Below are 22,552 nucleotides of genomic sequence, written 5' to 3'. Positions count from 1 at the left end.
TCGATGAAGATTGGCATTACCTGCTACCCCTCGTTAGGCGGATCGGGCGTGGTTGCCACGGAATTGGGCAAACTGCTGGCGGAGCGGGGCCATCAGGTTCACTTTATCACATCCAGCATGCCTTTCCGCCTGGGAACGTTTCATCCCAACATTTTTTACCATGAAGTGGAAGTAAATCATTACGACGTTTTCAAATACCCTCCGTACGACTTGACGCTGGCCAACCGGATGGCGCAGGTGGCCCAAAACGAAAAGCTGGACCTGCTGCACGTCCATTACGCTGTTCCCCATGCACTGTGCGCCTATCTGGCCAAACAGATGGTGGGCGAACAGCTCAAGATCGTAACCACCCTGCACGGAACAGACATTACCGTACTGGGATACGACTCCAGCCTGAGCGGCATGATTCGCTTCGGGATCGAGCAAAGCGACCTGGTCACCGCCGTCTCCAAGGATTTGATCCGGCAGACGTACGACCTGCTGCAAGTCGACAAGGAGATCGTCCCGGTCTACAATTTTGTGGATAAACGGCGCTACTATCCCAAAGAGGTGGGAGAGTGGAAGCGCGTGTTCGCACCCAACGGCGAAAAGATCCTGATGCACATTTCCAATTTTCGCCCAGTCAAGCGGGTGCCGGACGTGATCGAAGTTTTTCGGCTGGTACGGGAGCAGCTTCCGGTCAAGCTGATGCTGATTGGCGAGGGGCCTGACCTGGCCTCGGTACGCAACATGGTGGCCGAACTGGGTCTGGAAGGGGACACCTATTTCCTCGGCAAACAGGAGGATGTGGCCGAGGTCATTTCCATGGCCGACATCATGTTGCTCCCGTCGGAAAAGGAGAGCTTCGGGCTGGTAGCGCTGGAAGCCATGGCCTGCGGCGTGCCGGTCGTGACGACCAATGCGGGCGGATTGCCGGAAGTGGTGCTGGACGGCGAGTGCGGCTTTCTCCTGCCGGTCGGGGACGTGGCTGGCATGGCGGAACGGACCGTGCGCCTGTTGACCGACCCGGATCTTTTCCAGCGCCTGTCCCGCAACAGTATCCGGCGGTCGTGTGAAACCTTCTGTCACGAGAAGATCACGTCCCAGTACGAATCGCTGTACCGCCAGCTGATCGGCTCAGGATCGTCATGACGGTCACGGACGGTACAGGCTGCTTTTCGCCATCTGAAACAGCTTGGAAATCATGATGAACAGGCCATATACGATTTTCACACAAACGCCTCCTTTGCTGGGCGGACGAAAAAACGGGGTGAAGGAGTTGCTCAAGGAACTGGCGGTTCGTATCCTGCGCACACTGGAGGACAACGGCTATGAAGCCTATTTCGTCGGCGGGTGCGTCCGCGATTGGCTGCTCGGCAGAACCGTACACGATATAGATATATGTACGAATGCCCATCCCGGCGACGTCATGCGGCTGTTTCCCGATCACTTTCCTACCGGCCTGCAGCACGGCACCGTCTCTGTCAGGCTTGACGGCCAGATGTTTGAAGTGACCACGTACCGGGTGGAAAGCACGTACGAGGACTACCGCCGGCCCACAGAGGTCTGCTTCGTCTCCGACCTGCAGCTCGACCTGGAGCGGCGCGATTTTACCATCAACGCGATGGCGATGGATCGGTTCGACCGTTTGCGCGATCCGTTTCGCGGGCGGGACGACCTGCGGGATCGGCTGATCCGGGCGGTGGGGGTCGCGGAGCGGCGCTTTTGCGAGGATGCCCTCCGGCTGTTGAGGGCGGTGCGGTTTGCCGCGCAGCTTGACTTTTCCATCGAGCCGGTTACCCTGGCGGCGATGGAGAAAACGGCACCGCTCTTGTCGCATATCGCCGCAGAGCGAATTCGGGACGAACTGCACAAGATCGTCGACAGTGCGGCGCCGCAAAAGGGGATCGGCCTGATTGTGCAGACGGGTTTGGCCGGTTTTTCTCCGCTGCTCGATCGCCTGTTCCGGACGTCGAACGAGCAGGCGTGGCGGCTGGTACACCTGGGTACGCTCAACCAAAAGTGGGCCCTGCTGATGTATGCCGCTCGGTTTGACCCGCAGGAGGCGCGCACGCTCTGTCGACAGCTTCGGATGTCCAAGCGGGAAGTGGAAGCGATCGCCCAATTCGTCGGGCTGCTGGCGTCGCTGCGGCCGGATTGGGATGCGCCGCGCGACGTGGAGTGGGGACGACTGCTGCTGCAGGCAGGGTGGCAAGTCTGCATGGAAACGGACAACCTGTTGCAAGCGTGCTGGTGGAAGCGGAAGGACGGCCGCTCCTCCCGGTCGCTGATTGCCGCCTACGAGTCGATGCCGGTCAAGTCGCTGCGCGAACTGGCTGTCACCGGTCGCGATCTGCAGGCGGCGCTGGAACGAAAACCGGGGGGATGGATTCAGCGCGTGCTCTTGCACCTGTTGGAGCAGACGGCGCTGCACGGACTGCCCAACACTCCGGAGGCACTGGTGGAAGAGGCAAGGAGAGAGGTAGCGCGTCATGAACATTAAGCAGGAAATCCTAAAGGCGTTTCACGCCAATCCCGGCCGATTTATCTCCGGCGAGGAGCTGAGCCAGACCTGCGGCTGCTCGCGGACGGCCGTGTGGAAGCATATCGAGGAACTGCGTCAGGAAGGCTACGAGGTGGAAGCGGTCCGCAAGGCGGGCTACCGATTGCTGGCCGCCCCCGATCGCCTGTCCGCCGAAGCGGTCATCGCCGGCTTGGACACAAAGCGGATTGGCCAGCACGTGTTGGCCTACGACACGGTAGTCTCCACCCAGCTGTTGGCGCATGAAGCGGCAGCCAAAGGGATGCCGGAAGGGACCCTGGTGATCGCGGAGCAGCAGACGGGCGGCAAAGGGCGCCTGGGACGCGCCTGGCATTCGCCCAAGGGCACGGGCATCTGGATGAGCATGATCGTCCGTCCCGTGATTCCGATTCCGAAAACACCGCAGATGACGCTGCTGACAGCTGTCGCTGTGGCCAAGACGATGCAGCAGGAGACAGGCGTGGACGTCAAGATCAAATGGCCCAACGACATTTTTATCGGGGGCAAAAAGGTGTGCGGCGTGCTGACGGAGTTAAATGCGGAAGCGGACCGTGTCAATTACCTCGTCATCGGCATCGGCATCAACGCCAACACCGCCGCGGCCGATTTTCCCGAAGAGCTTAGGGACATTGCCACGTCGCTTGCGATCGAGAGCGGGACGACTGTCGACCGGGTGCGGTTCATCCAGCAGTTTTGCCGGATCTTTGAAGCGGAGTACGACCACTATTTGCGGCACGGCTTTGACCGGATCAAGACGGAGTGGGAAGCGTGCTCCTACACGATCGGCCGGTGGGTGACCGTCAAAACCATCCATTCCGAACTGGAAGGACGAGCAGTTGGTCTCGACGAAGAAGGCGTCCTGATTATCGAAGACGCCGCGGGTGCACGGCACAAAGTGTATTCCGCCGACGTCAATTATGGTGCAAACGAATAAGTCTTCTGGTATACTCCTATGGTGGAGGCCGTATCGTCCGGCGAACGGCACTTCAAACCGGGAGTATTTTTTATGTATGAACAACACATCGTAATGGACTACAATCTGCTCAGAGCCTGTGTGGACCGAGACAGAAGGAATCCAGCGACCATGGACATATGTTTGCATGGACACCCTTCTCCCTTTTCGGCGAGAGGGTTTTTTATTTCCGGATGGGTCCACGGGGTGGGGCGCACAAAGAGGTGGGAGAGATGACAAACAACCTGGCGCCGGTCACCACGTCCGATTTGCGTAAAAAAAAGCGTGACGGCCAACCGATCACCATGGTCACCGCGTACGATTTTCCTTCCGCCAAGCTGGTGGAGGAAGCGGGAGCGGACATGATCCTGGTGGGAGATTCGCTCGGGATGGTGGTACTGGGATACGATTCGACGATCCCGGTCACGATGGACGACATGCTGCACCATACCAAAGCTGTGACCAGGGCGGTCAAGCGGGCCTTCGTGGTCAGCGACATGCCGTTTCTCAGCTACCACGGAACGGTGGAGGAAGCAGTGAAAAACGCGGGCCGTCTCCTGCAGGAGGGGCTGGCCAAAGCGGTAAAAATGGAGGGGGGCCGGGAGCTGTCCCCAATCATCACGCGCTGTGTGCAGGCCGGTATTCCGGTGATGGGGCACATCGGTCTGACGCCGCAGGCCGTTCACCAATTGGGCGGTTACAAAGTGCAGGGGCGTGAGCTGCATCAGGCCCGCCGTCTGCTGGAAGATGCGCTGGCGCTGGAGGAAGCGGGCGTGTTTGCGCTCGTGCTGGAATGTGTGCCGCAGGAAGTGGCTGCTGTCATTGCGGACAAGCTGGAGATTCCGGTCATCGGCATCGGGGCCGGTCCCTCCTGTGACGGCCAGGTGCTGGTCCTGCACGATCTGGTCGGCTACGGGTCGTCAGATTGGAAGCCCAAGTTCGCCAAGCGTTACGCCGATACCGGGACCATCATCCGCGAAGCAGTGGCGGCATACGTCTCCGATGTGAAGGAGCGCCGATTTCCGGCTCCCGAACACGTCTTTCACGCGGCGGAGGAAACGGTGAAACAGCTCTACGGAGAAGGAGTGAACCGGTGATGATCGAACGCATGCTGCAGGTACCCACGATTGCCGAACTGCGCCGTTTGGTCGGCGAAGCGCGCCGGCAGGGGAAACGGATCGGCTTTGTGCCCACCATGGGCTATCTCCATGACGGCCACCTCAGCCTGGTCAAGAAGGCGCGGGAGACGTGCGATTTTGTCGTGATGAGCATTTTTGTCAACCCGCTGCAATTTGGGCCCAACGAGGATTTTGATCGCTATCCGCGCGATCTGGAACGGGACCGTGAACTGGCCCGGTCTGCCGGAGTTGACCTCCTGTTCACCCCGAGCGTGGAGGAAATGTACCCGCGTCAGGTGTTGACGACCGTCTCCGTGGCGCAGGTGTCCGAGCCGCTGTGCGGACAATCCCGTCCAGGTCACTTTGACGGCGTAGCGACTGTCGTGTTGAAGCTGTTTCAGATCGTCCAGCCGGATGCCGCCTTTTTTGGACAAAAGGACGCCCAGCAGCTAGCCGTCATCAGCCAGATGGTGGAGGATTTGTCTGTTCCGGTGCAGATCGTGCCCTGCCCGATCGTGCGCGAACCGGACGGATTGGCGATGAGCTCGCGCAACGTCTATCTCAGCCCGGAGGAACGGCAGCAGGCCACCGTCCTGTACCGCAGCCTCAAACAGGCGGATGCGTGGCTCAAAGAGGGCGTTCCGCTTGACGAGATCAAGCAGCGCATGGCGGAGATGATCACGGCCGAGCCGTTGGCCGAGATCGATTACGTCGAGGTGCTGACGTACCCGCGATTGACGCCAGTGGACACGGCCAGCCCCGGCCAGCAGCTGATATTCGCCCTGGCGGTGCGGTTCGGCCGCACTCGCCTGATCGACAACATGCTCGTAACCGTATAGCGACCACGACAGAAAATAGGGAGGAGACCGCCGTGTTTCGCACGATGATGAAAGCAAAAATCCACCGCGCCACCGTCACGGAAGCCAACCTGAACTACGTCGGCAGCATCACCATCGACAAGGAAATCCTCGATGCGCTGGACATCCTGCCGAACGAAAAGGTGCAAGTCGTCAACAACAACAACGGCGCGCGCCTGGAAACCTACGTGATAGAAGGGGAGCCGGGCAGCGGGGTAATCTGCCTGAACGGAGCCGCCGCCCGCCTGGTGCAGCCGGGCGACATCGTCATCATCATTTCCTACGCGATGATGTCGGACGAAGAAGCTCGCACCCACAAGCCGCGCGTGGCCATTATGGACGAAAACAACAAAATTGCCCAACTGCTGGCGGAGGAAGTGCACGCGACCGTCTATTGACGGAAGCGGTAGGCCTGCATAGAGCCACCTGCCTTGTGAGACAATGAGACTACTCACGCCACAAGGGGGTGGCTTTTTTATGAAGCTGGAAGAATGGTTCTCTGCGCTGCGTTCCAAAGCGGAGACAATCGAACGGAAGTGGCCGACGGCGTCCCAGGATGAAAAGCTCCGGCTCGCCGAAGAGTTGTTTGAACTGCGCCAGGTGAGTGATCGGGTAGTCGATCTGTGGCTGCAGTTTGAGGAAAAGCTGTCCATTGCGATTCGCCATATCAAGCAGCTGGAGGGAGAATACCCGCAATTGGAGGGTGAGTATCCGTCTGCTGATGCAAGTCAACCGGGCGCAGCCGCGCCGGCGATGGAAACTACGGACGTCAACGCATCGTCGGGGACACAACATGACGATGTCAGCAGCACGGCCGCCGTAAACCTGGAAACGTTCCCGGCAGATGTGGCCGGTCGTCCCTTTGAGCACATGTACCGCAAAGGCGAAGGGTTTTATCAGCTTCGCCTCTATCAGGACGCCCGACAGTGCTTTGCCGAACTGCTCAAGGAATCGCCGGACTGGGAGAGCGGTCGGCTGTATTACGCCTACAGCCTGTTGTTTTCCGAGGCGAGAGAGGAAGCGCTCCGGGAATTCCGCCTGCTCAGCCGCTCAGCCCAATCGCCGGTGGTGGCGGCGATCAGCTACAATGCGATCGGCTGCATGCTGGCGGAAGAACGGCAGTGGCTGGAGGCGGCACAAGCCTTCAAGACGGCGCTCGAACACCATCCGGAACAGCGGGAGGCGCGGTTTAACCTGGCGCTCTGCTACCTGCAGGACGACGATGTGCAGGAGGCGCTGGAGACGATCGAATCGCTGCTTCACGAGGGGGATTCTGACTGGGAAGCGCAATTGCTCTGGTTGAGGGCGGCCCGCATCCTGCAGGCGCGTGACGAGTCGGCGCAGCCGCTGCCTCCGGACTTGCTGAAACTGCCGACGCGCAAGCTGGACAGCGAGACACTGCGGGAGATGGCCAGCCTCTATGAATCGTTGGGCAACTATCACCGCGCCCAGGTGTGCTACCACTTTTTGGTAGAGCGATTTCCTCGCGAAGGGTGGGCGTGGCACGGATTGGCCTGGAACACCTGGTTAATCGCCGGCACGCGGCGGGCGCTGACCCTGATGAAAAAAGCGATCAGCCTAGCGCCGGACAATCCCGACTTTACCTTCAGCTACGGCTGGATGCTGCTGTTTGACGGCCGGGTGGACGACGCGCTGGCGACGTTTCGCTCGATCCTAAGCAACCAGCGGGATCACCGGCTGGCCCAGTCCGGACTGATCACCGCATACGAGCGGCTGGGGGACACGCTGACAGCCAAGCGATTGGCCGCGCCGTTTACCGAGGACGGTGATCCGTATATTCGTTCGCTCGGGTATTACCATCTCGGCCGGATTGCCGTTGCGGAGGAGAATTGGCGGCTGGCGGAGCACTATTTTCGACGGGTGCTTCCCCACAGCGGCCACTTTCAGGAAATTCCGCTCTACCTGCAGTTGTGCGCCGCCAAACTTGGGGGACCGACGGTCGCCAGCGAGCTTTTGCAGCCGGAGACAGTGACCGGAGCAGGAATATGTACGGACGCTGCCGAATGCTAGGGAAGCGGACGCCCTACTGTCCGCGCACGTACGAGGTGACAAGAGATTGAATCGTTTTATCGTCGTAGACTTTGAGACAACGGGAAGCCACCCGCGGCAGGGGGACAGCATCATCCAGATTGGCGCCGTCGCCATCGACGACGGGCAGATTACGGAGAGCTACTCCACCCTGATCAATCCCGGGCAGCCGATCCCGCCGTTTATTACGCAGTTGACCGGCATCACAGACGACATGGTGGCAGATGCCCCCTCGCTGGAGGAAGCGCTCCCCAGGTTCCTGCGCATGCTGGAGGGGCGGGCTTTTGTCGCTCACAATGCCGCATTTGACCTGCAATTTTTGCAAGAAGCCCTGCTGAGCCAGGGCTATTATACGTTTGACGGATATGTGCTGGACACGGTGGAATTGTCCCGCTTTTTGATGCCGATGCAAAACAGCTACCGCCTGGGGGAATTGGCCGATGACCTGCAGATCGAACACGACCGTCCGCATCAGGCGGACAGCGACGCGTTGGCGACGGCCAGGCTGTTTTTGCATCTGTTGGACATCCTGCGCCAACTTCCGTTGGTGACGGTGCAGCGGCTGCAAATGCTCGTTTCGTCGTTTCGCACTGACATCGACGTGCTGCTGCGCCACATTGAGATGGAAAAGCTGGCGGAGGTGCCGCTTTTGGATGAATCCGGCACCAGGGCAGACGAGTCAAAGCTGTGGGACGTGTACCGCCAGCTTGCCCTGCGCAAACGGGACGGACGTGCCAAGGCGCCGCTTGCCCGGTCCGACTCGCCGACAAAACCGTTTGCCGAGTTGCTGGAGCAGATGCTGGATGAACAGGCGGCGCTGGGGCGCAACCTGCCTGGCTATCAGCGGCGAGAAGCGCAGGAAGCGATGATGCGCGCGATCCATGACGCGATGAGCGATGGTGCCCATCTGCTGGTGGAAGCGGGGACCGGGACCGGCAAATCGCTCGCCTACCTGCTGCCCAGCATCGTGTGGGCCAAACAGAATCGTGAACCCGTGGTGATCAGCACGCACACCATCCACCTGCAGGAGCAGTTGTTTCATAAGGACATCCCTGCACTGAAACAATCGCTGCCGTTTGACTTTGAGGCGGCCACGCTGAAGGGGCGGGGCAATTATCTCTGCTTGCGCAAGTTTGAACAAAGCCTGGAGGAACCCGTGGAGGGAAACAGTCAGGAACTGCGCCTGGTTAAAGGGCAAATGCTCATCTGGCTGACCCAGACGGAAACGGGCGATGTGGAAGAGCTGAGCCTGCCCGCCACCGGACAGTTGTACTGGCAGCAGGTGAACAGCGATGCCGCTTCCTGCCTGCACAGAAACTGCCCGTGGTTCAGCCGCTGCTACTATTTCCAGGCCCGGGAGCGGGCGCGGGACGCGGACATCCTGATCGTCAACCACGCGCTTTTAATCAGCGATTTGCAGGCAGACAGCCGGATCCTGCCGCCGTATGAGACGGCAGTAATCGACGAGGCGCACCATCTGGAAGAGATCGCTACCGCTCATCTCGGCAAGCAGTTGTCCACAGCAGGAATGATGTTCCTCCTGGATCGGGCGGCAACGGAAGAAGGCAGCCTTGTGCGCCGCTTCACCGCCGAACTGCTGGATTGGCAGGCGGATGAGGGGGGCAGAGTCGCGGAGATCCTGGAAGAGATGGACGGGCTGTTCCCCGCGCTGCGCGAAAAGGCGTTGCAGTTGACTCAGCTGCTGTACAAATGGGCGGCGGATCGGGGAGAGGAGACGACCGATACCGGGCATGAAACCGTGCGGTACCGCAAGGAGTCGTTTTCCGGCCGACACGAGCGGATTCGCAGAGCGGCGCGCCGGGTGATCGATGCCCTCACGTCGTACACCGCTTTGATCGACCGCCTGCTTGCGTGCATCCCCGCCGACGAAAAACCGCCGTATGAGCTGCGCAGCCTCAGGACGGACGTGTCAGGCCTGGTGGACGAACTTCAGGAAGCGGCCGAACTGCTTCACTTTTTTGCTGGAACCGGACACGGCGTACGTCTGCTGGATGGAAGTGGAGGCCCGCACTCCGCGCAAGCACGTCTATTTGCACGCCGCACCGCTAAACGTCGCCGATGTGCTTGCCCATCCGCTGTTTGCCGCAAAACGCAGTCTGATTCTCACCTCGGCCACCTTGACGGTGAAGAACAGCTTTACCTACATGATCGAGCGGTTTGGCCTGGACCGGCTGCCGGAGGAGAAGGTCCGCACCCTGACCCTGCCCTCCCCGTTTGCCTATGAGGAACAGGGACTGCTGTTCATCCCTTCTGATTTTCCCACCCCGGGAAAAGAAAGCGACGAACACTACCTGGAAGCAGTCGTGCAGGGCTGCCTGGACGTGATCCGCGCCGCCGGTGGTCGAACACTGATCCTGTTTACGTCTCACTCGATGATCCGCCAGGTATACCAGATGATGAAGGAGCAGTTGACGGACGAGCCATACACCCTGCTTGGCCACGGCATTGACAGCAGCAACCGCAGCAAGCTGGTCCGGCTGTTCCAACAGCTGGAACATAGCGTGCTGCTGGGGACCAGCAGCTTTTGGGAAGGCGTGGACATCCCCGGCGAAGCGCTCAGCTGCCTGGTCATCGTGCGGCTTCCCTTTACGCCGCCCAACCACCCTGTATATCAGGGGAGAGCGGAGCAGTTGAAAGCAGTCGGGAAAAACGCCTTCATGTCGCTGGCTCTGCCGCAGGCGGTGATCCAGTTCAAACAGGGCGTCGGCCGGCTGATCCGGCATCATTTGGATCGCGGCGTCGTGGTCGTGTTTGACGCACGCATCATCGAGTCACGCTACGGCCGGGCGTTTTTGCAATCCCTGCCGCCGTTTCAGGTGCAGACGGGCACCTGGCCGGAGCTCCGTGAACGGATCGGTCCGTTTCTGGCCCAAGAGACCGGCACATAACGAAAGGCGTTGAGCGCCGGTCTGCATGCAATCCTGGCGAGGCTCATAAAATGAAGCAATAGTCTCGCAGGGATTTAGGTGATAGAATAAATGCTGGGGATTACGCGTAAGGCTTGTTGGCTGCTGCTGTGCGTCGTGCTGTTCGCCGGCTGTTCGATCGACAGTCATTTGCAGAACGCGGTGAAGGTGGAGGACCCCTACGCCAGCGACGACGAACGCGAATTTGTCGGGCTGGTGATCCACTTTCTCGCCCTGCCGCATGGCGAGAGCACGCTGATCCGACTGCCAAGCGGAAAGACCATGCTGGTCGACACGGGAAGCGCGGAAGACTGGCCCGTCTTGTTTGGCTTGTTGTCCGAGCAAAAACTGACGCGGCTGGACTACGTCGTCGTGACCAACGATCAGCCGGAACAAGCGGGAGGCTTTGCCTTTCTCAGCGACCGGCTGCTGGTGGATACGGTCATTCTGCCCCGTCTGATCGAGCCGTCGATTCGCGGGTTTGTCCCGCTCAAAGGGGACAAGAAGCTGTTGCCCGTCGCGGACGGCGACGCGATCGAGACTGGACAACGACGTGGTGTTGGACGTGCTTCATCCCAGCGAACCGCTGTTTTTGTCTCCGCAGGACAATTCCCTGGTATTCCGGCTGCGACACGGCCAGCTTCGCTTTCTCTTCGCCAGCGCCATCAATGAAAAGGCGGAAGAGCGCCTATTGGAGCAGTACGGCGGGCAGTTGAAGGCGGAAGTGCTGAAGGTGGCCGACCAGGGGAGAAATCAGGCCTCTTCCCAGCCGTTTCTCTCCAAGGTGGACCCGCAGGTGGCAGTCATTCTGACCGGCAAGTCCCGAAACGAGCTGAAAGACAGCCAGGAGGAAGTGCTGGAACGACTGGGCGAATCATGGGCGGAGACCTTCATCACCAGCCAGCACGGCACGATCACGATTCTGTCCAACGGCCGCGATTACCGTGTCGTCAAGCGAAAAACGTAAGGAGGGAGGACCGTACGGTGGCCAAAAGTGAAAAAATTTCAGAAGCGGTTGTTCGCCGTTTGCCGATCTATCTGCGCTATTTGAGCTATCTGCAGCAAGTGGGCGTGACGACGGTATCCTCCCAGCAGATGGGCAAAAATCTGGACATCAACCCCGCCCAAATCCGCAAAGATTTAGCCGCGTTCGGCGATTTCGGCAAAAAAGGCATCGGCTATGACGTCAACTACCTGGTGGAAAAAATCCGCCAGATTCTCAAACTGGATCAGGAAATCCGCGTCGCGCTCGTCGGCGCCGGCCATCTCGGCCATGCCATCAGCAATTACAATGCGTTCCTGAAGGATCAGATACGGATCGCGGCGATTTTTGACAGCGATCCGGCCAAGCAGGGCAAGCAGATCGCAGGGATCACGATCCAGCCGTTGGAAGAGCTGAAAGAGACGGTGAAGGAGCGTCACATTCGCCTGGCGATCATTACGGTCCCGGCTGCCGCCGCACAATCAGTGGCCGATCTCTTGATCGAGGCGGGGATCGAAGGCATTCTCAACTTCGCGCCGACGACCATTCGGACGGAGAAAGAGGTGCGCATCCACTATGCGGATGTGACGTCCAGTCTGCAAAGCCTGGCTTATTATCTAACGTAAGAACGGAGTGGTACGATGAAACAGACGATCTTGACTCACGCCACCGTGATCACCGTAAACGAACAGAACGAAGTGATTCATGATGGGGCCGTCGCGTTTGCCGGCAGCACGATTACGTACGTTGGGCCGACGCCTGAGGATGTGTCCGGCTACGACGAGGTGATCGACCTGAAGGGCAACTACGTCCTGCCGGGCCTGATCAACACGCACGGCCATGCGGGCATGTCGCTGTTGCGCGGATACTCAGACGATCTGCCGCTGCAGCAGTGGCTCGAAGACAAAATGTGGCCGCTGGAAGCGCAGTTTACCGGCGACCATGTGAAATGGGGCACATACCTGTCGCTGATTGAAATGATTCGCACGGGGACGACAACGTTTGTCGACATGTACGACCACATGGACGAAGTGGCGAAAGCTGTGGAAGCAACCGGGATGCGCGCCCGGCTGTGCCGCGGCATGATCGGCCTCTGCTCGGAGGAAGAGCGGGCGGCAAAACTTGAGGAGGCCACCGATTTTGCCAAAAACTGGCACAATCAGGCGGACGGCCGCATCACCACGATGCTTGCACCCCATGCGCCTTACACCTGCCCGCCGGAATTTATCATGCAAATTGTGGAACGGGCAGAAGAGCTTGCTTTGCCGATTCACATCCACATGTCGGAAACGAAGTGGGAAGTGGGGCAAAACGAGCAGGATTATGGCCTTCGTCCGGTCGCCCACCTGGAAAAACTGGGCGTGTTCCGCCGTCCGACGCTGGTAGCTCATGCCGTCCATTTGACGGATGAAGAAATAGATGTATTGGCAAACTATCAGGTGAAAGTCTCCCACAATGTGGTGAGCAACCTGAAGCTGGCCAGCGGCGTGGCGCCGGTTCCCAAAATGTTGGCGAAGGGGATCAGCGTTTCGCTGGGTACAGACAGCACCGCCAGCAACAACAACCTGAACCTGTTTGAAGAGTTGAAGCTGGCTGCTATTCTGCACAAGGGAGTGAGCTACGATCCCGTTGCCGTTCCGGCGGAAGAAGCGCTGCGCATGGCTACCCGCTACGGGGCGGATGGCGTGTTCCAGCCGGATGCGCTGGGGTCGATTGAGACTGGCAAGCAGGCCGACCTGATCGTCCTGGACAGCCATCAGGCCCATTTCCATCCCGCTCACAACCCGGTCTCCCACGTGGTGTATGCGGCCAATGGCCGGGACGTGACCGACACGATCGTGGCCGGCCGGTTCCTGATGCGCAACCGCGAGCTGTTGACTGTGGACGAGGAGCGCGTGATTTTTGAAGCAAACCGCGTGTTCCAAACGCTGAAACGGTAAAAGTCTCCTGTCAGGGCAAGTGACAGGAGAAGGGGAGCGTAGGTGTAGGTAAGGGAAGTTTTGTTTGGACGCCATGCCACGCTCATTTTTTCCACACGTCCGTAAGCGGGGCGTGGCGGAACTTAAGTGTGGGCGAGTGGGTCAAGGTTCTCAGCGGCGACGACAACGCTGCCCAGGAGACGCGGTATTCCTGGAGCAGATACCCTAGCACGTCAGGAGATGTCGTTCGTTGCGACGGTTTCACGCGCTCACCTCCTCGGGGTGTATCTGTAGTATGACCGGGACGACCGGGGGTATGTTTAGCAAGTTTTCCGTAGCGTTCTAAAACCTTCCCGCCGCACATAGGGTAAGGAAAAACGGGACAGGAGGGGAAGGACATGTACGTCCGGCCCAAGCAGCTCTGGTGGCTGATCCCTGTTTTTCTCGGCCTGTTTTTCCTTGGCGTGTCGCTGGGGGCACTGCACAACCGGCACGCCGGGAAGGTGACCATCATGGCGGAGGCGGAACGTGCGGAAGCGGATCGGACGGTCGTGGCCGCTCTCTTGGACCAGCTCACCGGGCAACAGGAGCGGCCGTTTGAAGTATTGCTCAAAGATCACGTCCTGAGCGGACGCTACCAGGGACAGCAGTTTCAAGTAAGCGGGGAGTTTGACGGTCACCACATGGAACTTAGGCGAAGCGGACAGGATGTCAGCGTGAGCGTGGACGGCCAGGTGCAGGACCACACAGCGCTGCCCTATGCCCTGTTTACGCCCCACGAGCATGCGGCACTGCTGAAAGCTCACCTGCGCTCGGTCACGCCGCTGGCCGTGTCGGACCCCTCCAACCGGGCGTGGCAGGGGTACCGCTTGTCCATCCCGGCTGAAGAGGTCAGCTCGCTTTTGGCGACGTGGCTGGGACCGTCATTTCCCATCCAGGAGGCGGAAATGGCCCGCCAGATTTCCGTCGATTACCATGTGTGGTACGATGGTGCGACACGGGAATTGCGGCAGTTGGACGTACTGCTGCAAATGAAGACGCCGGCCGGCACGAAGCAGGACCAGCTTCGCTTCCGGCTGTAACGTATGGAGGATAAAGGGGATTGTCATTGTGTTGGTACGAATCATAATAGGGGCTGTAGCCGTTTGTCTGGTGGTCACCCTGGGTGCCGCCTATCACTTGACGTCCACGGTCGTGGGCAAACGGCACGACTTCGAAGACCAGGTGCGGCAGTGGGTACAGGAACGGACGACGATCACCGAGATCGATGTGATTGACGAGTACCGCAGCAAAGAGTCCTACGCCGTCGTGCTGGGCAAAAACAAGGTCGGAACACCGGTGGTCGCATGGTTGACCGCCGACAAGGCCGTGTTTGACACGATGGACAGGGCGGTCAGCCGGGAAAGTGTCGAAGAGGCAGTCAGAAAAGGCTTTCCCGATGCGCGTGTGCTGCACATCGTCCCGGGGCTGGACGAAAACAGCCGCTTCTGGGAAGTCACCCTGCAGGATCGCGACGGCCGCTTTCACTATCTCCACTACGACCTGTTCAGCGGCAAGCTGCTCACCTCTTATATCGTCTCGCCGGCGTAGGCCGGATGCAGATGTACAGATGTACGCTCAAAAGGCCTTTTTCCAAGTGAAAAAGGCCTTTTTGCCGTTCTGCTCGGGGCCGGGTATCCAACATCTGCATACAAAAAACGCTATACGGATGTGATATACTGGAACCGTTGACTGAGCGCACAATACAACAAAAGGGGGAGTAGCTGTGCAACTGCGAAAACGTGCAATTGGCCTCTCGCTGCTGGCGACGCTCACTCTCCTGTTCGGTGGTTGGTTTTTATACCAAAAAATGGAAGTGGAAACACCGCTTCGTACCCATATCGGACAGATGAAGTCAGCGGAACTGACGCACTTGGATGTTAGCAAGGATCGCATTGAGATAAAGCTGCAAGTGACCCGCCCGGATCTGTTCCCGCAGGAATACCGCCGCTTGCTCCAGGAAACTGCCGACCTGGCTCGGGGCAAGACGGTGGAAGTTGACGTGGACAACGATTCGCAAGACCTGGAACAGATTTGGATGGATGGGTTATTTTCCTTTACGGAAGCGCTGGATTTGCATCAATACAGCCGCATTCCGCAGATGTTGACGGAGTGGAAGACCGCTCATCGGCTGGATGAAGCGTCCGCACTGATGGACGACCGCAACGTCTACGTCTACTTGAAAAAGGGGAAGGACGACTTCTACGCGATCATTCCCCGTTCGGCCGGAAACGAGGTGACGATGCATGGGTAAGGAAATCTTGATCGGCGTGGTTCCCGGCATCCTGATTTTTCTGCTGTTTCTCGGTGTCAACATTACACCGTTTCTCTTGTTTGCCGCCGTCTTGACGGCCATGTATTTTCTGATCGTGCGGCAGAATCAGGGAAAACTTCCGTTTGGCGGAAAGTCCCAGCCGAGCAAACACGCTGTACCCGCCTCCAACGTGACGTTCGCCGACATCGGCGGACAGGAGCGGGCCAAAAACGAGCTGAAAGAAGCGCTCGATTTTCTCGTGCACAAGGACAAAATTGAGCAGTACGGCATTCGCCCGATCAAAGGCGTGCTGCTGACAGGTCCCCCGGGGACGGGGAAAACGCTGATGGCCAAAGCGGCTGCCAATTACACCAATTCCGCGTTTTTGGCTGCGTCCGGTTCCCAGTTTGTGGAGATGTACGTCGGGGTGGGTGCTCAGCGCATTCGTGATCTGTTCAAGGAAGTCAAAGCACTGGCGGAAAAGAACGGTCAGGACAGCGGGATCATTTTCATCGACGAAATTGACGTGATCGGCGGCAAGCGCGACGGTCAGCAGCAGCGCGAATACGACCAGACGCTGAACCAGCTGTTGACCGAGATGGACGGCATCGCCACCAGCGACAAGCCGCGCATCCTGCTGATTGCCGCGACCAACCGCAAGGACATGCTGGACCCCGCTCTGCTGCGTCCCGGACGCTTTGACCGGCACATCAGCGTCGATCTGCCGGACAAGACTGCACGCGAGCAGATTCTGATGATCCACACCGCCAACAAGCCGCTTGCTTCCGATGTCTCGCTGGACAAAGTGGCGCAGGAGACGTTTGGCTTCTCCGGCGCGCAGCTGGAGAGCGTGGCAAATGAAGCAGCAATTTACGCCATGCGCGACCAGAGTGAGATGATTGAGGCGCGCCACTTTGCGCTGGCGGTGGACAAGGTCATGCTGGGGGAAAAAGTGGACCGGGAAGCGTCCCTGGAAGAAAAGAAACGGGTGGCGCTGCACGAACTGGGACACGCGATCGTCAGCGAACACGTGCGCCCGGGTTCTGTCTCCCAGGTGACGCTGAGTCCTCGCGGCAAAGCGTTGGGGTACGTCCGTCAAAATCCGCTGGAGGATCGCTACCTGTATACCAAGGAAGCGCTGGAACAGCAGATCATGGTCTGCCTGGGCGGCGCCGTTGCCGAAGAAATCTACTACGGCGGCCGGAGCACCGGCTCCAAAAACGACTTTGAGCAGGCGCTGAACATGGCGACGGAGATTGTCCAAAGCGGGATGTCCCGCTTGGGGATTGTCCATTTGCAATTCGCAGACAAAACGCACATTCACGAAGAAGTAAACCGGTTGCTGGAGGAACTGCTGGAGAAGACGCGCGCGCTGCTGCGCAAGTTCGACTCCGTGTTCCAGATCGGCCTCAACACGCTGCTGGAAGAGGAAGTGCTGCATGGCGATGCGTTCCGCCGCCTGCTGGCCGAAGCCCGGCAATCGTCCAAGGAGCTGGCGGTTTGATCCGCCGGCTTTTTTGTGTTTCTACAATCTCTGGCAGGGAACAGGCCGTGCCGGTTTTCCGCTGTTCAGACCAGTTGTCGTCTCGACTTTTTTTGCAGGACAGGGTACCCAACCCCGCCCGTGTTGAATATCCTACAAGAGCACATGGGAGTGACATCAGAAGGGAAGGAGACCCAATGGCAAAAGTAAACCGGAGAAAACAGCACAAATCCTTGGGAAAACGCTCGAAGAATGAGTCGTTCGAGATTCCCTTTCTGCCGCAGACATCAGAGTTGGTCTGGCTCGAACGGCTGGAGTCGGAATTGACGGATGAAGACGATTACGAGGATTTTGAGCCGAAATCGTTCACAATCACCAACAAAAGCAGTGACGTCATTCCGCCCCTGCACAATGTGCCCCCACAAAACGTTTCCTCCAATCAAACAACGTTCTCCAAGATCATCAAGGAGCGGAAGCAGGAGCAAGAATATTCCTTTGTCTACACGGACGATCTGAGCGACCAGGCAGTGACGACCGAAAAGATTGCGAACCGGGCGATCGACGCTTCCAAGATCAAGCCGGGCTGCATCGACAACACCCTGCTGAAAGACTACGCCGTCGACAGTGCCAAACTGGCCGACAACAGCGTCACGTCCGGCAAGATTGCCCCGGAAGCCATCCAATCCATCCACATCGGCAGATACGTCATTACGGGTGAGATGATTCAGGACCGCACCATTTCCGGTGACAAGCTGATGAACAACAGCATCACATCGGAAAAGCTGGCAGACAAGACGATCGACTCGATCAAGTTTGCCGAGGGAGCAATCCAGACCAAGCACATTCAGGAACAGGCGATCACCAGCGAACTGATCCAGGATCAGGCGATCACGTCGGAAAAGATCAAAATGGGCACGATTCAAACAGGCAATCTGGCCAACTACATCATCAATTCCGTCAAGCTGGAGGACGGTGCTGTCACGACCGACAAACTGAGGGACGCGTCAGTGACCGCAAGCAAGCTGGACGAGGAAGCGGTCGAATCCCAGCACATCAAACGCGGGGCAATTCTGCACGAACATTTGGCAGAACGTGCTGTGGACAGCGTCAACCTGATGCCGGGCTGCGTTGGGGAGCAGCATATTGCCCATCTGATCATCGGCCCTCACCATCTGGCTCCGGAGGCGGTCAACAGCCAAAAGCTGGCACCGTTCGCGGTTCAGTCGGAGCATTTGGACAGCGGTTGTGTCACCAGCGAAAAATTGGCCAAGGGAGCTGTCAGTGGTGTCCATCTGCAGGCAGGCGTGATTCAAACCAGTCACCTGCAGGACAACGTGGTGACCAGCAAGAAAATCGGCGACCAGCAGGTGACCACCAGCAAACTGGCCCATCAGGCGGTGGAAGCCGACAAGCTGGCGCCGCGCAGCGTCTACGGTGTCCATGTGGCCGATGAGTCGATCGAAGCCAGACACATCGCCGAAGGGGCGATCACCAAGGAGAAGCTGGCCAGGAGCGCAATTGAAGATGTCCATCTGCGCGAGCGCATTATCAGCAACGTTCATTTAAAGGATCACATTATCCAGACGAACAACCTGGCCGATCACGTGGTGACCACGTCGAAGTTGGCGAGCGAATCTGTCTCCACTGACAAAATCACGGACCTGAGCGTCACCACCCCCAAACTGGCGGACGGGGCCGTCACATCGGCGAAATTGGCTACGGAGGCCATCAAGGCACGTCATTTGTCAAATAGCGTGGTCACCTGGGATAAACTGGCCGAGAAATCCGTGCATGCCCAGCATCTGGTGCGCGGCTCCGTGCACAACGAACACATCCTACCAGGCGCCGTGACGGGGGAAAAGCTGGCCGACAGCAGCGTCACCCGGGAGAAACTGGCGGACGGCAGTGTGGATGGCACCAAACTGGAAGCCCGTTCGGTGACCGGAGAGCACGTGGTGAAAGGCAGCCTGACCGGTGAGCACCTGGCTCCCGGCAGCGTGACCGGCGATCTGCTCACTCCCCAGATCGTCGACAGCGACCATATTCGTACGCAGGCGATAGGCCCTCAGCATCTCCAGCCGCAGTTGATCACTTCTACATTCCTGGCCGATCAGGCGGTCACCCGGGAAAAGTTGGCGGCACGCAGCGTGGACGGCGATAAGCTGGACGTGTTTGCAGTGTCGACAGATCACATCGTGGACCGGTCGATCAATCGGGATAAGCTGGCCAACGGCTCGGTTCATGGCGAACACCTGCAGCGAAAGAGCATTGCGTCTCATCATCTGCAGGAATCGATCGTGTCCGCTGTCCATCTGAAGGCGGCTGCCGTGACAGAGGAAAAGCTGGCTGCCGGTGCCGTGACCGAGGAAAAGCTGGCTGCCGGTGCCGTGACGGCGGAAAAATTGGCGGCTGGTGCCGTAACTGCCGAGCATTTGGCTGAAAACGCGATCGTCACGCAGCATCTCGCCGATGGTGCTGTCACACCGGAAAAGCTGTCGTTTCGGCCGCTGGAATCCGGCAGCATACAAGGGAACACCCTGCAGCAGTTCGGAATCGTTCCGTTTCACCTGGCTGCCGGGGAAAAGTCGACAGATGTGACCATCCGGCTCAACGTTCCCTATGCAGATCCCCATTACTGCCTGATCGCCATGAGCAATCAGTTGGGATGTTGTACATCGCTCAAATTCACGAACCGAACGTATGCCGTCGTGAGCGTGTTCCGCACCGATGAAGGCCAGGAGACTTCTGGCGTATTGCAGTGGATTGCGGTCGGGGAAAAGGGAACGGCGCAGACGTTGTACGAGGAACAGCCGATTGTGTTGGCGGAGGAGGACGTAGAGCCTGACGTCGACCTGAGTGCAGAGGCACAGACGGAGGAGGCTGCTGTTGTCCACGCCGAAGACGCCGGACAGACCGAAGATGCGCCCGAGACTGACAGCCATCCCGTATTCGCAGATGAGCAGGATGCCGAAAACGAACCAGGCAACGTATATTCCGTCCATCCGGATGAGACGGAGCAGCACTGACAACGGAGAAGCGGGCCCTCTCAGGCAGGGAGGGCCTTGTTTTTGCGCTCGTGCACCTGCAGGCGGGACAGTTGCTTCGCGTGCGCGTTTTGTTACCATAATATTTTTACGGTAACCTTGGTCCTAGTCAGTCTTTCATTGAATTTATACATACCCGATAGTATAATTGATTCGTTACAACCAAGTCGGAATTTGTTTTGAATGGGATATTGGAGGGAAAACAAGCCGATGATGACGACCATTGCCCAGATCGGGCAGCACGTGGGACAAGAAGTGCGACTGGGCTGCTGGCTCTACAACAAGCGCAGCAGCGGTAAAATACAATTCCTGCAGCTTCGCGATGGCTCCGGTTTTATTCAGGGCGTCGTGGTTAAGGCCGAGGTGCCGGAAGCAGTGTGGGAAGCGGCTTCCAAGCTGACTCAGGAAAGCTCTCTGTACATAACCGGTGTCGTGCGCGCTGACGAGCGGGCCCCCAGCGGCTATGAGCTGACTGTCACCGGAATCGACATCATTCAACTCGCGCAAGATTACCCGATCTCGCTCAAGGAGCACGGCGTTGACTTCCTGATGGACCATCGTCACCTGTGGCTGAGAACACCGCGTCAACGGGCCGTGATGGCGATCCGTTCCGAGGTGATCCGCGCTGTTACTGAATTTTTCCATCAGCACGGGTTTTACAAAGTGGACCCGCCAATTCTCACGCCGACATCCGCAGAAGGAACGACCAACCTGTTCCACACCAAGTATTTTGACGAGGATGCCTACCTGTCGCAATCCGGCCAGCTTTACATGGAAGCGGCCGCCATGGCGTTGGGGCGTGTCTATTCCTTCGGACCGACGTTCCGTGCGGAAAAGTCCAAAACGCGCCGCCATCTGATCGAGTTTTGGATGATCGAGCCCGAGATGGCCTTTGTCGATCACGAAGAAAACCTGCGCATTCAGGAGGCGTTTGTCTCCCATATCGTGCAGTCCGTCCTGAAAAATTGCCAGCGTGAACTGAAAACACTGCAGCGCGACACCAGCAAGCTGGAAAACGTAGTGGCTCCGTTCCCGCGCATCACGTACGATGACGCGATCAAGCTGCTGCAGGAAAAGGGCAGCGACATCAAGTGGGGCGACGATTTCGGCGCGCCGGACGAAACGATGATCGCCGAGCACTTTGACAAGCCGGTCTTCATCACCCACTATCCGACCGAGATCAAAGCGTTCTACATGAAACCGGACCCGAACCGTCCGGAAGTGGTGCTTTGTGCCGACCTGATCGCGCCGGAGGGCTACGGTGAAATTATCGGCGGCAGCCAGCGGATTGACGATCCGGTCCTGCTGGAGCAGCGCTTCGCCGAACACAACCTGTCCGAAGACGCCTACAAGTGGTACCTCGATCTGCGAAAATACGGCACGGTGCCGCACTCCGGATTCGGCCTCGGTCTGGAACGGACGATCGCCTGGATTTGCGGACTTGACCACGTGCGCGAGACGATCCCGTTCCCGCGCATGCTGTACCGTCTCTACCCATAATGCCCCAACCGTTATGCGGCAGCGCGGCTGCCTGACGGCCCGACACCCTGTTGCCGGTGGGCGGCAGGGTGTTTTCTTGTTTGGATTTGCCGGATGACCGGCCTGTCAATGAGGTGAATGGTTTCATGGACCCCCATATTTTGCAACTGCTGCAAGAAGGCGCGACATCCGTCTCCAATCTGCTGCTGAAGATGTACAAGCGCATGTCTCTGTCCGACGAGGAGATGATGCTGATTATCCACCTGCTGTCGTTTCAACAGGAGGGGAAGCGGTTTCCCACCCTGCAGGAACTGGAAGAGCGCATGTCCCTCACGCCTGCGCGGCTGATCCAGACGCTGCAAAAGCTGTTGAAGGAAGAGTGGATCAGGATTGACGAATACATTGACCAGCAAACGGGACTGCGCCACGAGCAGTACAATTTGACGCCGCTGTACCGCAAGTTGTACCAGAGCTGGCGTGAGCAGCTCACGGCTTCCCGCATCGTCGACTCGGTGGCAGAACCGTTTGCCGAGGCGGCCGCGGCGTCTTTCGAGGAGCCGACCGACCTGTACAGCCGGTTCGAACAGGCCTTCGGACGTCCCCTGTCTCCCTTTGAAATCGAGACGATCCACATGTGGGTTGAGCAGGATGGCCATGCGGAGGAATTGATCCTGACCGCCCTTCGGGAAGCAGCAGCCGTGGGCAAACTGCACATCCGCTACATCGATCGGATTCTCCTGGAGTGGCAAAAACAACAGATCACCAGCGTGGAGGAGGCGCGGCATTACAGTCTGCGTTTTCGGCGACAGGCCCCCTCGCGCGATTACCGGCAACCGCTGTGAGCACGTAAGTCACAGCGGTTTTTTTGTTGGGCACGTACCGGTGTGAATGGCTGCTGTCGTTTCGCGGCTGTACACGTACCCATTTC

19 protein-coding genes and 1 pseudogene are annotated in these 22,552 nt (G+C 58.6%); 19 read left to right on the top strand and 1 reads right to left on the bottom strand.

Annotated elements, in window-relative coordinates; genetic code table 11:
* Positions 1–3 precede the first annotated feature (3 nt).
* The 12 genes and pseudogenes from bshA (at position 4) to Q7F15_RS10710 (ending at position 13,346) form a co-directional block, all read left to right on the top strand.
* Positions 4–1,131 (top strand): N-acetyl-alpha-D-glucosaminyl L-malate synthase BshA, encoded by a 1,128-nt coding sequence (gene bshA, locus Q7F15_RS10770; protein ID WP_304414348.1) that lies wholly within the window; start codon positions 4–6, stop codon positions 1,129–1,131.
* 127 nt (positions 1,132–1,258) lie between these two features.
* Positions 1,259–2,482, top strand: coding sequence for a CCA tRNA nucleotidyltransferase (locus tag Q7F15_RS10765; protein ID WP_212132048.1), 1,224 nt, complete (start codon positions 1,259–1,261; stop codon positions 2,480–2,482).
* Positions 2,472–3,455, top strand: a complete 984-nt coding sequence (locus Q7F15_RS10760) for a biotin--[acetyl-CoA-carboxylase] ligase (protein ID WP_171564946.1) — start codon at positions 2,472–2,474, stop codon at positions 3,453–3,455. The genes Q7F15_RS10765 and Q7F15_RS10760 overlap by 11 nt, the downstream gene beginning before the upstream one ends.
* Positions 3,456–3,706: 251 nt before the next feature.
* Positions 3,707–4,570 carry a 3-methyl-2-oxobutanoate hydroxymethyltransferase gene (panB, locus tag Q7F15_RS10755; RefSeq protein ID WP_171564945.1) on the top strand — a complete coding sequence of 288 codons (864 nt, stop codon included), beginning with the start codon at positions 3,707–3,709 and terminating at the stop codon, positions 4,568–4,570.
* Positions 4,570–5,430, top strand: coding sequence for a pantoate--beta-alanine ligase (gene panC, locus Q7F15_RS10750; RefSeq protein WP_249178866.1), 861 nt, complete (start codon positions 4,570–4,572; stop codon positions 5,428–5,430). Before panB ends, panC begins: the two co-directional genes overlap by 1 nt.
* A 32-nt stretch (positions 5,431–5,462) precedes the next feature.
* Positions 5,463–5,846, top strand: a complete 384-nt coding sequence (gene panD / locus Q7F15_RS10745; protein WP_171564944.1) for an aspartate 1-decarboxylase — start codon at positions 5,463–5,465, stop codon at positions 5,844–5,846.
* Positions 5,847–5,925: 79 nt separating this feature from the next.
* Positions 5,926–7,479 carry a tetratricopeptide repeat protein gene (locus Q7F15_RS10740; protein WP_212132000.1) on the top strand — a complete coding sequence of 518 codons (1,554 nt, stop codon included), beginning with the start codon at positions 5,926–5,928 and terminating at the stop codon, positions 7,477–7,479.
* Positions 7,480–7,525: 46 nt separating this feature from the next.
* Positions 7,526–10,406, top strand: a pseudogene (gene dinG, locus Q7F15_RS10735) (ATP-dependent DNA helicase DinG).
* Positions 10,407–10,496: 90 nt separating this feature from the next.
* Positions 10,497–11,096 carry a ComEC/Rec2 family competence protein gene (locus Q7F15_RS10725; protein ID WP_304414345.1) on the top strand — a complete coding sequence of 200 codons (600 nt, stop codon included), beginning with the start codon at positions 10,497–10,499 and terminating at the stop codon, positions 11,094–11,096.
* Entirely contained in the window at positions 10,990–11,391 is a 402-nt protein-coding gene (locus Q7F15_RS10720) for a ComEC/Rec2 family competence protein (protein WP_304414344.1), read from the top strand. Before Q7F15_RS10725 ends, Q7F15_RS10720 begins: the two co-directional genes overlap by 107 nt.
* Before the next feature lie 17 nt (positions 11,392–11,408).
* On the top strand, positions 11,409–12,032 hold the full coding sequence (locus Q7F15_RS10715; RefSeq protein WP_171564940.1) for a redox-sensing transcriptional repressor Rex: 624 nt from the start codon (positions 11,409–11,411) through the stop codon (positions 12,030–12,032).
* 15 nt (positions 12,033–12,047) lie between these two features.
* On the top strand, positions 12,048–13,346 hold the full coding sequence (locus tag Q7F15_RS10710; RefSeq protein WP_230076894.1) for an amidohydrolase: 1,299 nt from the start codon (positions 12,048–12,050) through the stop codon (positions 13,344–13,346).
* A gap of 82 nt (positions 13,347–13,428) precedes the next feature.
* On the opposite strand, the gene Q7F15_RS10705 is transcribed toward Q7F15_RS10710, so the two are convergent.
* Positions 13,429–13,590 carry a hypothetical protein gene (locus tag Q7F15_RS10705; RefSeq protein WP_171564938.1) on the bottom strand — a complete coding sequence of 54 codons (162 nt, stop codon included), beginning with the start codon at positions 13,588–13,590 and terminating at the stop codon, positions 13,429–13,431.
* Positions 13,591–13,723: 133 nt separating this feature from the next.
* Between Q7F15_RS10705 and Q7F15_RS10700 the strand changes: the two genes are divergently transcribed.
* The 7 genes from Q7F15_RS10700 (at position 13,724) to Q7F15_RS10670 (ending at position 22,466) form a co-directional block, all read left to right on the top strand.
* The gene (locus tag Q7F15_RS10700) at positions 13,724–14,407 is read left to right on the top strand and encodes a hypothetical protein (RefSeq protein ID WP_304414343.1); all 684 of its coding nucleotides are present in this window, start codon (positions 13,724–13,726) and stop codon (positions 14,405–14,407) included.
* Positions 14,408–14,435: 28 nt separating this feature from the next.
* On the top strand, positions 14,436–14,915 hold the full coding sequence (locus Q7F15_RS10695) for a cell wall elongation regulator TseB-like domain-containing protein (RefSeq protein ID WP_304414342.1): 480 nt from the start codon (positions 14,436–14,438) through the stop codon (positions 14,913–14,915).
* A 175-nt stretch (positions 14,916–15,090) separates the two neighbouring features.
* A complete protein-coding gene (locus tag Q7F15_RS10690) occupies positions 15,091–15,618 on the top strand; it encodes a hypothetical protein (protein WP_171564935.1) in 528 nt (175 codons plus the stop codon).
* Entirely contained in the window at positions 15,611–17,122 is a 1,512-nt protein-coding gene (locus Q7F15_RS10685; RefSeq protein WP_171564934.1) for an AAA family ATPase, read from the top strand. The genes Q7F15_RS10690 and Q7F15_RS10685 overlap by 8 nt, the downstream gene beginning before the upstream one ends.
* 176 nt (positions 17,123–17,298) lie before the next feature.
* Entirely contained in the window at positions 17,299–20,127 is a 2,829-nt protein-coding gene (locus Q7F15_RS10680) for a WIAG-tail domain (RefSeq protein WP_304414341.1), read from the top strand.
* Positions 20,128–20,355: 228 nt separating this feature from the next.
* On the top strand, positions 20,356–21,645 hold the full coding sequence (asnS, locus tag Q7F15_RS10675) for an asparagine--tRNA ligase (RefSeq protein ID WP_171564932.1): 1,290 nt from the start codon (positions 20,356–20,358) through the stop codon (positions 21,643–21,645).
* A 125-nt stretch (positions 21,646–21,770) separates the two neighbouring features.
* Positions 21,771–22,466: a DnaD domain-containing protein gene (locus Q7F15_RS10670; RefSeq protein WP_171564931.1), complete on the top strand. Its 696-nt coding sequence runs from the start codon at positions 21,771–21,773 to the stop codon at positions 22,464–22,466.
* Positions 22,467–22,552 lie beyond the last annotated feature (86 nt).

It is taken from the genome of Brevibacillus aydinogluensis, from assembly GCF_961514395.1.
GTDB classification, from domain to species: Bacteria; Bacillota; Bacilli; order Brevibacillales; family Brevibacillaceae; genus Brevibacillus; species Brevibacillus aydinogluensis.
This window is presented reverse-complemented; position numbering and strand designations above follow the sequence as displayed.

What these genes read in the sequence shown, in the direction of transcription:
- bshA (WP_304414348.1), top strand. Translation starts at nt 4, where the DNA reads ATGAAGATTGGCATTACCTGCTACCCCTCGTTAGGCGGATCGGGCGTG.
- Q7F15_RS10760 (WP_171564946.1), top strand. Translation starts at nt 2,472, where the DNA reads ATGAACATTAAGCAGGAAATCCTAAAGGCGTTTCACGCCAATCCCGGC.
- panB (WP_171564945.1), top strand. Translation starts at nt 3,707, where the DNA reads ATGACAAACAACCTGGCGCCGGTCACCACGTCCGATTTGCGTAAAAAA.
- panC (WP_249178866.1), top strand. Translation starts at nt 4,570, where the DNA reads ATGATCGAACGCATGCTGCAGGTACCCACGATTGCCGAACTGCGCCGT.
- Q7F15_RS10740 (WP_212132000.1), top strand. Translation starts at nt 5,926, where the DNA reads ATGAAGCTGGAAGAATGGTTCTCTGCGCTGCGTTCCAAAGCGGAGACA.
- Q7F15_RS10725 (WP_304414345.1), top strand. Translation starts at nt 10,497, where the DNA reads ATGCTGGGGATTACGCGTAAGGCTTGTTGGCTGCTGCTGTGCGTCGTG.
- Q7F15_RS10710 (WP_230076894.1), top strand. Translation starts at nt 12,048, where the DNA reads ATGAAACAGACGATCTTGACTCACGCCACCGTGATCACCGTAAACGAA.
- Q7F15_RS10700 (WP_304414343.1), top strand. Translation starts at nt 13,724, where the DNA reads ATGTACGTCCGGCCCAAGCAGCTCTGGTGGCTGATCCCTGTTTTTCTC.
- Q7F15_RS10685 (WP_171564934.1), top strand. Translation starts at nt 15,611, where the DNA reads ATGGGTAAGGAAATCTTGATCGGCGTGGTTCCCGGCATCCTGATTTTT.
- Q7F15_RS10680 (WP_304414341.1), top strand. Translation starts at nt 17,299, where the DNA reads ATGGCAAAAGTAAACCGGAGAAAACAGCACAAATCCTTGGGAAAACGC.
- asnS (WP_171564932.1), top strand. Translation starts at nt 20,356, where the DNA reads ATGATGACGACCATTGCCCAGATCGGGCAGCACGTGGGACAAGAAGTG.
- Q7F15_RS10670 (WP_171564931.1), top strand. Translation starts at nt 21,771, where the DNA reads ATGGACCCCCATATTTTGCAACTGCTGCAAGAAGGCGCGACATCCGTC.